This is a genomic window from Ensifer sp. (assembly GCF_035999135.1).
Classification (GTDB): domain Bacteria; phylum Pseudomonadota; class Alphaproteobacteria; order Rhizobiales; family Rhizobiaceae; genus Ensifer.
The window spans coordinates 1-12375 of sequence record NZ_DASYGZ010000093.1 but is presented as its reverse complement, the minus strand read 5'-3'; the positions used below and the strand labels follow the sequence as shown (position 1 = coordinate 12375).

General features: G+C 63.1%; 10 protein-coding genes. 9 read left to right on the top strand and 1 reads right to left on the bottom strand.

The genetic code is table 11. The features are described from left to right. Positions 1–7 precede the first annotated feature (7 nt). A complete protein-coding gene (gene murC, locus VGO12_RS11070; protein WP_327512803.1) occupies positions 8–1417 on the top strand; it encodes a UDP-N-acetylmuramate--L-alanine ligase in 1410 nt (469 codons plus the stop codon). 2 nt (positions 1418–1419) lie between these two features. Then, on the top strand, positions 1420–2394 hold the full coding sequence (gene murB, locus VGO12_RS11065) for a UDP-N-acetylmuramate dehydrogenase (protein ID WP_327512802.1): 975 nt from the start codon (positions 1420–1422) through the stop codon (positions 2392–2394). Positions 2395–2705: 311 nt separating this feature from the next. Here the strand turns inward: murB and VGO12_RS11060 are convergent, their stop codons facing one another. Beyond that, positions 2706–4016, bottom strand: a complete 1311-nt coding sequence (locus VGO12_RS11060) for an MFS transporter (protein ID WP_327512801.1) — start codon at positions 4014–4016, stop codon at positions 2706–2708. A gap of 286 nt (positions 4017–4302) precedes the next feature. Here VGO12_RS11060 and VGO12_RS11055 point away from each other — a divergent pair, with 286 nt between their 5' ends. From VGO12_RS11055 to lpxC, 7 genes are all read left to right on the top strand, one after another. Continuing rightward, positions 4303–4659: a hypothetical protein gene (locus VGO12_RS11055; RefSeq protein WP_327512800.1), complete on the top strand. Its 357-nt coding sequence runs from the start codon at positions 4303–4305 to the stop codon at positions 4657–4659. A 119-nt stretch (positions 4660–4778) separates the two neighbouring features. After that, positions 4779–5465, top strand: a complete 687-nt coding sequence (aqpZ, locus tag VGO12_RS11050; protein WP_327512799.1) for an aquaporin Z — start codon at positions 4779–4781, stop codon at positions 5463–5465. A gap of 310 nt (positions 5466–5775) precedes the next feature. Further along, positions 5776–6702, top strand: coding sequence for a D-alanine--D-alanine ligase (locus VGO12_RS11045; protein ID WP_327512798.1), 927 nt, complete (start codon positions 5776–5778; stop codon positions 6700–6702). Further along, positions 6690–7640 carry a cell division protein FtsQ gene (gene ftsQ / locus VGO12_RS11040; protein ID WP_327512797.1) on the top strand — a complete coding sequence of 317 codons (951 nt, stop codon included), beginning with the start codon at positions 6690–6692 and terminating at the stop codon, positions 7638–7640. Before VGO12_RS11045 ends, ftsQ begins: the two co-directional genes overlap by 13 nt. Continuing rightward, positions 7637–8968 (top strand): cell division protein FtsA, encoded by a 1332-nt coding sequence (gene ftsA, locus VGO12_RS11035; RefSeq protein ID WP_327512795.1) that lies wholly within the window; start codon positions 7637–7639, stop codon positions 8966–8968. Before ftsQ ends, ftsA begins: the two co-directional genes overlap by 4 nt. A 105-nt stretch (positions 8969–9073) precedes the next feature. After that, on the top strand, positions 9074–10861 hold the full coding sequence (gene ftsZ, locus VGO12_RS11030) for a cell division protein FtsZ (protein WP_327512794.1): 1788 nt from the start codon (positions 9074–9076) through the stop codon (positions 10859–10861). A 335-nt stretch (positions 10862–11196) separates the two neighbouring features. After that, on the top strand, positions 11197–12150 hold the full coding sequence (gene lpxC, locus VGO12_RS11025) for a UDP-3-O-acyl-N-acetylglucosamine deacetylase (protein WP_327512793.1): 954 nt from the start codon (positions 11197–11199) through the stop codon (positions 12148–12150). Positions 12151–12375: the final 225 nt, after the last annotated feature.

Genomic DNA, 12375 nt, shown 5'->3' with positions numbered 1-12375 from the left:
CACGCTCATGAAAATGCCGAAAACCATCGGGCTGGTCCATTTCATCGGTATCGGCGGCATCGGCATGAGCGGCATTGCCGAGGTGCTGCACAATCTCGGGCACAAGGTGCAGGGCTCCGACCAGTCCGACAGCGCCAATGTCCAGCGGCTGCGTGCCAAGGGCATCGAGGTTTTTGTCGGCCACAAGGCCGAGAACCTTGGCGAGGCGGAGGTGATCGTCGTGTCGACGGCGATCAAGAAGGACAATCCGGAACTGATCGCCGCCCGCGAAAAGTTCCTTCCCGTCGTGCGCCGCGCCGAGATGCTGGCCGAGCTCATGCGCTTCCGCAACGCGATCGCGATCGGCGGCACCCATGGCAAGACGACGACCACCTCGATGGTCGCGGCGCTGCTTGAAGCCGGCAACCTCGACCCGACCGTCATCAACGGCGGCATCATCAACGCCTACGGCACCAACGCCCGCATGGGCGAGGGCGAGTGGATGGTGGTGGAGGCCGACGAATCCGACGGCACCTTCCTGAAGCTGCCGGCCGACGTCGCCGTCGTCACCAACATCGACCCTGAGCATCTCGACCACTACGGCAATTTCGACGCCGTGCGCGCCGCCTTCCGCCAGTTCGTCGAGAACGTGCCCTTCTACGGCTTCGGCGTGCTCTGCCTCGACCATCCGGAAGTGCAGACGATGGTCGGCAAGATCGAGGACCGCAAGGTCGTCACCTACGGCGAGAACCCGCAGGCCGACGTGCGCTTCCACAACATCCGCATGGACGGCGCCACCTCCGTCTTCGACATCGAGATCCGCCGCCGGCGTACCGGTCAGGTGATCACGATGAAGGACCTGCGCCTGCCGATGCCGGGCCGCCACAACGTCTCGAACGCGACGGCCGCCATCGCGGTTGCCCAGCGCCTGGGCGTCAGCCCGGAGGCGATCGCCAAGGGGCTTGCCTCCTTCGGCGGCGTCAAGCGTCGCTTCACGCTGACGGGCGAATGGAACGGCGTGCGCGTCTATGACGACTATGGCCACCATCCGGTCGAGATCAAGGCGGTCTTGAGGGCGGCGCGCGAAGCCTGCCAGGGCCGAATCATCGCCGTGCACCAGCCGCACCGCTACTCGCGCCTTTCGAGCCTGTTTGAAGATTTTTCCGCCTGCTTCAACGATGCCGACACGATCCTGATTGCGCCCGTCTACGCGGCCGGCGAGGATCTGATCCCCGGCGCAACCGCCGAGGAGCTGGTGGATCGCATCAAGGCCGGCGGTCATCGCGACGCCCGTTATGTCTCCGGTCCGGAGGCGATCGCGCCGGTTGTCAGCAAGATTGCACAGCCCGGCGATTTTGTGGTTCTCTTGGGGGCTGGGAGCATCACCTACTGGGCTGCTGCCCTGCCAAAGGAACTCGCGGATAATTCAGGAAATTGAGCATGAAACAGGTCAACGGTCAGAAACTACTCGATGCGCTCGGAAGCGGTGTCAGCGCGGTGCGCGGCCGGATCACACCGGATGCGCCGATGGATCGCGTCACCTGGTTCCGCGCCGGCGGTCTTGCCGAGCTGATGTTCCAGCCGCATGACACGGACGATCTCGTCACCTTCCTGAAGCTGGTCCCGGCCGAAGTGCCGATCACGGTCGTCGGCGTCGGCTCAAATCTCCTGGTGCGCGACGGCGGCATCCCCGGCGTTGTCATCCGCCTCTCGGCCAAGGGTTTTGGTGACCTGGAGCTTGTCGGCGAAAACCGAATCAAGGCGGGCGCCATCTGCCCGGACAAGAACATCGCGGCCATGGCGCTCGACCACGGCATCGGCGGCTTCTACTTCTACTATGGCATCCCGGGCTCGCTCGGCGGCGCGTTGCGCATGAACGCCGGCGCCAATGGCGCAGAGACCCGCGAGCGGGTGGTCGAAGTCCACGCTGTCGACCGTCAGGGCAACCAGCATGTGCTGACCAATGCTGACATGGGTTATGACTATCGCCATTCGTCGGCGCCGAAGGATCTGATCTTCACCCATGCGGTGTTTGAAGGGTATGCCGAGGACAAAAACAAGATCCGCACCGACATGGACGCCGTGCGCCAGCATCGCGAGACGGTGCAGCCGATCCGCGAGAAGACTGGTGGCTCGACCTTCAAGAACCCCGAGGGTCATTCGGCGTGGAAGCTGATCGACGAGGCCGGCTGCCGCGGGCTAATGATCGGCAGTGCGCAAATGTCGCCGCTGCACTGCAACTTCATGATCAACACCGGCCAGGCCAGCGGCTACGAGCTCGAATATCTCGGCGAAACCGTGCGTCAGCGCGTGCTCGAGCATTCGGGCGTTCGGCTCGAATGGGAGATCAAGCGTATCGGCAATTTCATGCCGGGCTACGAGATCAAGGAATTCCTCGGCCGCGGCATCGCGTAAGGCTGAGCGGATACACTATTTGAGAAGGGCCGTGGCGGAAACGCTGCGGCCCTTTTTGCTTGGGGTGATGGCGTTCGCTCATCCTCCGTCATGCTCGGGCTTGACCCGAGCATCCATGGTCCAGCCGTGAGATGAGCCTGGCATGGGAATCGATCCTCGGGTCAAGTCCGAGGATGACGGGAAGAGAGGGCGTTGGCCTCACTGAAACTCGGGAGGGGGCTGGGCTGCATCGTAAACGCAAAGGGCCGCAGCGTCGCCGCTGCGGCCCTTCATGTTCGTTGCTGGCCGCGCCGGGCGCGGCCAGTCCGATATCAGGCCGAAACCTCGTCTTCCGTCGACAGCAGCAGGCACAAAAGCGTGATGGCGGCGGCGGCGAGCAGATAGTAGCCGACGTGATTAAGGCTGTAGTTGGTGGCGAGCCAGGTGGCGATGTAGGGCGCCAGCGACGCGCCGAAGATGCCGGCGAGGTTGAAGGTCATGGACGCACCGGTGTAGCGCACCGAGGTCGGGAACGGCGCGGCAAGGGCTGCCCCGATCGGGCCGTAGGTGAGGCCCATGAGGCCAAGGCCGATGATCGAGAACAGGAAGGCGCCACCGAGGCCGCCGGCAAGAAGCGGCGCCATGAACAGGCCAAAGACGCCGATGCCGATCGTTGACAGGATCAGGACGAGGCGGCGACCGTAGCGGTCCGACAGGATGCCGGCGACCGGGATCATCAGGCCGAAGAACACGACGCCGGTCATCTGCACCACCAGGAACTGCTCGCGCGAATAGCCGAGCTTGGCCGTGCCCCAGGAGAGCGAAAACACCGTCATCAGGTAGAAGAGCACGAAGGTCGCGAGCGCCACGAACGTGCCGAGCACCAGGCTGCGCTTGTGGAAGCGGAAGATCTCGGCGATCGGCACCTGTACGCGTTCATGGCTGTCGACGGCCTTCTGGAACTCCGGTGTTTCGGTGATCTTCAGGCGAACATAAAGACCGACGGCGACGAGCAGGATGCTGGCGATGAAGGGCACGCGCCAGCCCCAGGCGAGGAAGGCTTCGTTGCTCATGACTTCGCCGAGGATGAGGAAGGTGCCGGCCGACAGCAGGAAGCCGATCGGGGCGCCGAGCTGCGGGAACATGGCGTACCAGCTGCGCTTGCCTTCAGGCGCGTTTTCGGTGGCAAGCAGCACTGCGCCGCCCCATTCGCCGCCGAGCCCGAGACCCTGGCCGAAGCGGCACAGCGCGAGAAGCAGCGGTGCTGCGACGCCGATGGTCTCGTAGGTCGGCAGAAGACCGATGACGACGGTGGAGATGCCCATAGTCATCAGCGCTGCGACCAGCGTCGCCTTGCGGCCGACCTTGTCGCCGAAATGACCGAAGATCACCGCGCCGAAGGGGCGGGCAAAGAAGGCGATCGAGAAGGTCGCGAAGGACTGCAGCATTGCCGAGGTCGGATCGGCGGCCGGGAAGAACAGGTGCGGGAACACCAGCACCGCGGCGGTGGCGTAAACGTAGAAGTCGAAGAATTCGATGGTCGTGCCGACGAGGCTGGCGAACAGCACCCGGGCAGGGGAGTTCACTGCCGGCGTCTGCAACGCGCTATCCTTCGGCGACAGGGAGTGTGTCGCGTCTGTCATTGTTGTCATTCCTGATATGATTGTCATGCCGTCTTGGGAGGCGGTCGGGGCGTTCTAACGCAAGTTTTCGCCTGTTGGAACCCTGAGATCGTAAGAAGTGCGAACGATTCGGCCGGGGTGCGCAGCATTATTCCGCCGCCGCATGGCTTGTCGGCTGCATTGGCGCGATGTGCTGTCATTTAGGCAATTGCGAACACTGCGTGCTTTCATGTGTTGATGCCTATTAAAAGTTGCGTTAGCAAAAGGCATGTTTATGAGATTTGTTCACGGTTTTCCGGTGAAGGGGATGGCTTCGCGCGAAGGCTTTTTCGTCGCCGCCTATGCGCTACGGGGGAGCTCGGACCTTGATGCCTTTTCAAATGGTCAATTGGAGGATCTGCTGGCGTGGTTTCGCCAAAACCTGAAAATACCGCCGCGGTTCAATCGCACGAAGTCGAAAAACGACCGTTGGCGACAGGCCAAGGGGCTCAGCTGGTTCAAGCCGACGGCACGGCAGCATCTGGACAAGGCGTTCGAACTGGCCGAGTTGCTGACGCGGCATGGGGTCGCCATCGAACTGCTGAAGGCCGCAAGGATCGGTTATGTCATCTATGAGGACGATCATCAGGTCGTCGCCGAACCCTTTGCCGACCTGCGATGCTGAGGGTGAATTTCGTCGCAAGCGAGTACTCCGTCCCACCGCTCAACCGCGCTTGACCGGAATCAAATTGTGGCAAACTCTCGGCGCCGAAGCGATCGGCTTCGTTTTTCAGGAGCGAATGCATGTTCAAGAAGCTTTCTGCGGAATTTCTCGGTACATTCTGGCTCGTTTTCGGTGGTTGCGGCAGCGCGGTTCTGGCGGCTGCCTTTCCTGAGGTCGGCATCGGCCTGCTCGGCGTTTCCTTCGCTTTCGGTCTGACCGTGCTCACCATGGCCTATGCGGTCGGCGGTATTTCCGGCGGCCATTTCAATCCGGCCGTTTCCGTCGGGCTGACGGTCGCCGGCAAGTTCCCGGCGTCGAACCTTATCGGCTATGTCATCGCGCAGGTGCTGGGCGCGATCGCGGCCGCCGCGGTGCTGTACGTGATCGCCAGCGGCAAGGCCGATTTCCAGCTCGGCGGCTTTGCCGCCAACGGCTATGGCGAGCATTCGCCGGGCGGCTATTCACTGACGGCGGCGCTGGTCGCCGAGGTGGTCCTGACCTTCTTCTTCCTGTTCATCATTCTCGGTTCCACCCATGGCCGCGTGCCCGCCGGCTTCGCCCCGATCGCGATCGGCCTGGCGCTGACGCTGATCCACCTGGTCTCGATCCCGGTGACCAACACGTCCGTCAATCCGGCTCGTTCGACCGGGCAGGCGCTGTTTGTCGGTGGCTGGGCGATCCAGCAATTGTGGCTCTTCTGGGTGGCGCCGATCATCGGCGCGGCGATCGCCGGCATCGTCTGGAAGATCGTCGGCGACGACGACTGATCCTGCTTCAGGCCGGTCATGCAAGAAACCCGCCGCGCTCGTTGCGGCGGGTTTTTTCATTTTTTCTTCTCTTTATGCATTAGATTCAGGATTGCTCCGCAACCCTTTGATCTCCCGCTAAAATGCCTTGTCGTCCATGCGCTTATGCGCGCGTGACCCGTTTCATTTCCCGACTAAGGTTAACGAAAGTAAACGGTTCGTTAACCATAATGACGCTCTAGTGGCCCCATGGCGCCGGTGACTCGAAAAGCCCGGAACCAGCCAGACGCAAGGAAACCTTGCGATATTGGCGTATTGTCTGGGGGTTTGAATGAACGGCAAGCATGTGGCTGTCCTGATGGGCGGATTTTCTTCGGAGCGACCGGTGAGCCTGTCGTCCGGGGCTGCCTGTGCGGATGCGCTGGAGGCTGCCGGCTATCGCGTCACGCGGGTGGACGTCGATCGTAACGTTGCCGAAGTGCTGGCGGCCCTGCGTCCGGACGTCGCCTTCAATGCCCTTCACGGTCCGTTCGGCGAGGACGGCACAATCCAGGGCATCCTGGAATATCTCGAAATTCCCTATACCCATTCGGGCGTACTGGCCTCGGCGCTCGCCATGGACAAGGCGCAGGCCAAGCACGTTGCCGCCGCATCCGGTATTCCGGTCGCCGACGCGCTGGTGATGGATCGCCGCTCCTTCGGTCCGAAGCACCCGATGAAGCCGCCTTATGTCGTCAAGCCGGTGAGCGAAGGCTCGAGCTTCGGTGTCGTTATCGTCAAGGAAGACCAGTCGCATCCGCCGCAGGTCGTGACGTCGAACGAGTGGCGCTACGGCGACCGAATCATGGTCGAGCGTTACGTCGCGGGCCACGAGCTGACCTGCGGCGTCATGGGCGATACGGCCCTTGGCGTGACGGAAATCATTCCGCAGGGCCATGCCTTCTACGATTATGATTCCAAATACGTAAAAGGCGGCTCGCGCCACGTCATTCCGGCGCAGGTTTCACCAAATATTTACCAAAAAATACAAACACTCGCTCTGAAGGCGCATCAGGCAATCGGTTGCCGCGGCGTCAGCCGATCCGACTTTCGTTTCGATGACAGTTCCTCCGGTCAGGGCGAACTGATCTGGCTGGAAATCAACACCCAGCCCGGCATGACACCAACCTCCCTGGTGCCCGAGATGGCCGCGCATGCCGGCTACAGCTTCGGCGAGTTTTTGAGTTGGATGGTGGAGGACGCATCGTGTTTGCGTTGAGGGGCAGAAGGGGCAGGAGGGTTCGTCACCTCGATGGCGACGTCGCCGTCGATGTCGACGGCGCGCGCGTATTGCCGCGGCCGCTTCGTCGCGTCGTTCGCTTCTTCGTCAGCCTTGGTGCGGGGCGCGTTCGCTTCCCGGCCTATACCGGCACGATCTCGGCGCTCGCCTTCTTTGCGGCGACCGGCCTTTACGGCATGTCGCTCGGCGGCCACACACAGAATTTCGCCCAGGCCTCGACCACGGCCGCGGGTTTCGCGATCGAGGACGTCAAGGTTTCCGGCAACGACCAGACCTCCGAGATCGACATCCTGCAGCAGCTCGGCCTCGACGGCACCACCTCGCTGGTGGCGCTCGATATCGCCGAGGCGCGCAAGCTGATTGCGGAAATGCCGTGGGTCCAGGGCGTGACGGTGCGCAAGGTCTACCCCGGCACGATCGAAGTGAGCCTCACCGAGCGCAAGGCCTTCGGCATCTGGCAGCACGGCTCGGATCTTTCGCTGATCGAACGCAGCGGCAGCGTGATCGCGCCGTTGCGCGACAACAAGTTTGCCGCTTTGCCGCTGTTTGTCGGCCGCGACGCCGAGACGGCAGCTGCCGACTTCTACGACGAATTTTCCCGCTGGCCGGAGATCCGCTCGCGGGTCAAGGCCTTCGTGCGCGTGGCCGGCCGCCGCTGGGACCTGCGCCTCGACAACGGCATCGTGGTCAAGCTTCCGGAACACGACGTCGCCCGGGCGATGAAAGTGCTCTCCGAAATGGAAAGCGGGCACCAGCTCCTCGAGCGCGACATCGCCGCCGTGGACCTGAGGCTCGAAGACAGAACCACAGTTCAGTTGACGCCGGACGCAGTGACCCGGCGCGAAGTTGCCTTGAAGGCGAGGGACAAGATGCTGAAGGCGCAGGAGACCGAAAAGAAGAAAGAAGGCCGCATATGAGTCTGTTCGGTTCCTCCAGCTTTGGCCTGCCACGCCTGAAGCCGCTTAATTCCAAGCGGTCTCATGTTGTTTCGGTGCTGGATATCGGCTCGACCAAGATCGTCTGCATGATCGGCCGGCTGACGCCGCGCGCCGAAAGCCAGATCCTGCCGAACCGCACGCATAGCGTCGAGATCATCGGCATCGGCCACCAGAAATCCCGCGGCGTCAAGAACGGCGTCGTCGCCGATCTCGATGCAGTCGAAAGCGTCGTGCGGCTGGCGGTGGATGCCGCCGAGCGCATGGCCGGCCTCACCATCGACAGCCTGATCGTCAACGTTTCGGCGGGCCGCCTGCAGAGCGACGTTTATACCGCGACGATCGATCTCGGTGGCCAGGAAGTCGACGCCAACGACCTGCGCAAGGTTCTGTCGGCCGCTGGCCAGCAGTCGCTGCGCTCCGACCGCGCCATCCTGCACTCGCTGCCCACGGGCTTCTCGCTCGACGGCGAGCGCGGCATCCGCGATCCGCTTGCCATGTTCGGCGACGTTCTCGGCGTCGACATGCACGTGCTGACCGCCGAACGGGCAGCGCTGAAGAACCTCGAACTCTGCGTCAACCGCGCGCATCTCTCGGTCGAGGGCATGGTCGCAACCCCCTACGCCAGCGGCCTTGCCGCTCTGGTCGACGACGAGGTCGAGCTCGGCTGTGCCGCGATCGACATGGGTGGTGGCACGACGACGATCTCGGTTTTCGCCGAAGGCAAGCTCGTTCATGCCGACGCCGTCAGCCTCGGTGGCCATCACGTGACGACCGATCTTGCGCGCGGTCTTTCGACCCGCATCGAAGACGCGGAACGGCTGAAGGTCGTGCACGGCTCGGCGCTCCCCAACAGCGCCGACGAACGCGACATCGTTTCGGTTCCGCCGATCGGCGAGGACGACCGCGACCAGCCGACGCATGTGCCGCGCGCGCTCGTCTCGCGCATCGTTCGCGCCCGCATCGAAGAGACGCTTGAACTCATCCGCGATCGCATCCAGCGCTCGGGCTTCAGCCCGATCGTCGGCAAGCGCATCGTTCTGACGGGTGGCGCCAGCCAGCTGACCGGGCTTCCGGAAGCAGCAAGGCGCATCCTCGCCCGCAATGTTCGCATCGGCCGTCCGCTCGGAGTTTCCGGGCTGCCGGCGGCTGCCAAGGGTCCGGCCTTCTCGACGGCGGTCGGCCTGATGATCTATCCGCAGGTCGCCGACCTCGAGACCCATGCCTCTCACGGCGGCATGTTCTCGGCGCTCGGCGCCGGCAACGGCCGCATCGCCCGCATGGGCCAGTGGCTGAAGGAAAGCTTTTGAGTGAAGACCGGCGCCGACAGGGACGGGGCCGGGTGAAGGCAACTTAAGACTTTGAAGGATTTGGCCGGCTCGGCAAGGCGGCCAGAAAACAGAAGGAACGGGACTATGACTATCAACTTGCAGAAGCCGGATATCACCGAGCTGAAGCCCCGCATCACCGTCTTTGGCGTCGGTGGCGGTGGCGGCAACGCCGTCAACAACATGATCACCGCAGGCCTCCAGGGCGTCGACTTCGTCGTCGCAAACACAGACGCCCAGGCACTGACCATGACCAAGGCCGAACGCATCATCCAGATGGGTGTTGCCGTGACCGAAGGTCTCGGCGCCGGTTCGCAGCCGGAAGTCGGCCGCGCGGCCGCCGAAGAGTGCATCGACGAGATCATCGACCACCTGAACGGCACCCACATGTGCTTCGTCACCGCCGGCATGGGCGGCGGCACCGGCACGGGTGCTGCCCCGATCGTTGCCCAGGCCGCCCGCAACAAGGGCATCCTGACGGTCGGCGTCGTCACCAAGCCGTTCCATTTCGAAGGCGCACGCCGCATGCGTCTCGCCGACCAGGGCATCGCCGAACTGCAGAAGTCGGTCGACACCCTGATCGTCATCCCGAACCAGAACCTCTTCCGCATCGCCAACGACCGCACGACCTTTGCCGATGCGTTCGCGATGGCCGACCAGGTTCTCTATTCGGGCGTTGCCTGCATCACCGACCTGATGGTCAAGGAAGGCCTGATCAACCTCGACTTCGCCGACGTCCGTTCGGTGATGCGCGAGATGGGCCGCGCCATGATGGGCACCGGCGAAGCGTCGGGCGAAGGCCGTGCACTGGCCGCAGCCGAAGCCGCGATCGCCAACCCGCTGCTCGACGAAACCTCGATGAAGGGCGCCCAGGGCCTGCTGATCTCGATCACCGGCGGCCGTGACCTGACGCTGTTCGAACTCGACGAAGCAGCCACCCGCATTCGCGAAGAAGTCGACCCGGATGCCAACATCATCCTCGGCGCCACCTTCGACGAAGACCTCGAAGGCCTCATCCGCGTCTCGGTCGTCGCCACCGGCATCGACCGCACGGCTGCGGAGGTGGCGGGTCGTTCCGCCGACTTTCGTCCGGTAGCAGCAAAGCCGGTCGTGCGTCCGGCGGCCGCAGTTCCTGCCCCGCAGCACCAGCCTGTCGCCCAGCACCAGCCGGCTCCGGTTCACCAGCCGGTGATACAGCAGCCGATTGCCCAGCAGGTCCAGCAGCCGGTGCAGCCGCAGGCTTCCGTCGATCACATCGCCGCAGCAATCCGCGAAGCCGAGATGGAGCGCGAGCTCGACATTGCGACCCGCGCCGCCCAGGCACAGGTCCAGGCTCCGGTTCAGCCGGCGCATGAGGACAACTTTCGTCCCCAGAGCAAGCTTTTCGCCGGGGCTGCACCGGTAGAAGCCGCTCCGGTCATGCGTCAGCCGCAGCCGCAGATGCAGCCGGTTCAGGCTCAGCCGCAGCCGGTTATGCGCCAGGAACCCGTCGCTCCGGTCATGCGTCAGCAGCCGGAACAGGTCCGCATGCCGAAGGTGGAAGATTTTCCGCCGGTCGTGAAGGCCGAGATGGACCGCCGTGCACAGCCGGCAGCGCCGATCCAGGAAGAACGCGGCCCGATGGGTCTCTTGAACCGCATCACCAGCTCGCTCGGCCTGCGTGACCGAGAACAGACGACGGCTGCCGCCGACATGACGGCATCCGCTCCGAGCGCTGCCTCGCAGCAGCGCCGGCCGCTCTCGCCGGAAGCGAGCCTCTATGCGCCGCGTCGCGGCCAGCTTGACGATCACGGTCGCGCTTCGCCGCAGGCGGCGCGCCCGCAAGAAGATGATCAGCTCGAAATCCCGGCGTTCCTGCGCCGTCAGTCGAACTGATTGGAAGGCCCGTTCCTTCACCTTGCCGAGTGCCCGGGCAACTGCCCGGGCATTTTTGCATTTTCTTCATCATTTTCAGTTGTTTGAGTGAATGTTACGGACCGTCGCAAATGCGTAACAAAGCGAAACGAACAGTGATTTGGAATGGTGCCTCCAAACTCCTATTTTCAGTATCGAAATTGGGGACGCATGCGATTCGATCCAGCGCTGTCTGTTCGAAACGCGGAGGATCGGCCTTTGCGCCGAAACTCTCGGGCATCTTATCTGTGCCCTGAAGCGTGCGGCGTCCGCCAGACTGTTTTGGCCAACGGCCACAAGTATTGAAAGTGACGAGAATGGGTATCGAACTCCTCGGGTTTCAGACGACGATTGCAAACCCGGCAACGCTGAAGGGAATTGGCGTACATTCCGGCGCGGAAGTGTCGATCACCTTCCATCCGGCCGAAGCCGATGCGGGCATCGTCTTCCAGCGCGTGCTTGCCAATGGCCGGGTAAGCGAGTTCAAGGCAGTTTCTTCGCAGGTCGGCAACACCGACCTCTGCACCGTTCTCGGCATGTCGCCGGCGACTTCGATCGCGACCATCGAGCATGTGATGGCGGCGATCTACGCACTCGGCCTCGACAACCTGACGGTCGAAGTGCACGGTGCCGAGATGCCGATCATGGACGGCAGCTCCGAACCCTTCATCGATGCGATCGAGCAGGTGGGCGTTCGCGCCCTTGCGGTCAAGCGTCGCTACATCCGTATCGTCAAGCCGGTGCGCATCGAATCAGGCGCCTCCTGGTCGGAGTTCACGCCCTATGACGGCATGCGCTTCGAGGTCGAGATCGACTTCGATTGCCCGCTGATCGGCCGCCAGGCCTGGAAGGGCGACATGACGCCTGCCGTGTTCAAGGCCGAACTGTCGCGCGCCCGCACCTTCGGCTTCATGCGCGACGTCGAGCGTCTGTGGGCCGCCGGTTTTGCGCTCGGCTCGTCGCTCGAAAACTCGGTCGTCATCTCCGACGACAACACGGTGATCAACGTCGAAGGCCTGCGTTACACGGACGAGTTCGTGCGTCACAAGACGCTCGACGCGGTCGGCGACCTGTCGCTGGCCGGTGCGCCGTTCATCGGTTGCTACCGCTCCTATCGCGGCGGCCACAAGATGAACGCCAACGCATTGAAGGCGCTGCTCAGCGATCCCTCGGCCTACGAGGTCGTTGAAACCGCAAGTCCGCGCCAGCGTACTCGCGCGCGCGATATGGTTGCAGTTGCTGCTCCGGGCTTCGCGCCCTGGTCCGCATAACAAAAAAAATGTCATCTCCTCCAGTCGCCGGCCGAGAGGCCGGCATTTTCATGATGGGGCTGCCACAAATTTGCATGAATCACTGATCATGACGTTGCGGTCTCAAGGTAACTTGCTCTAAAAGCGCATGTCTGGCGGGGTCCATGCCCGCAGAGTGGAACGGGAATATCCGATGGTTCTTGCAGTTTCTGTTGATCTGAGAAAATCAGCGCGCGTCGCCGCCGT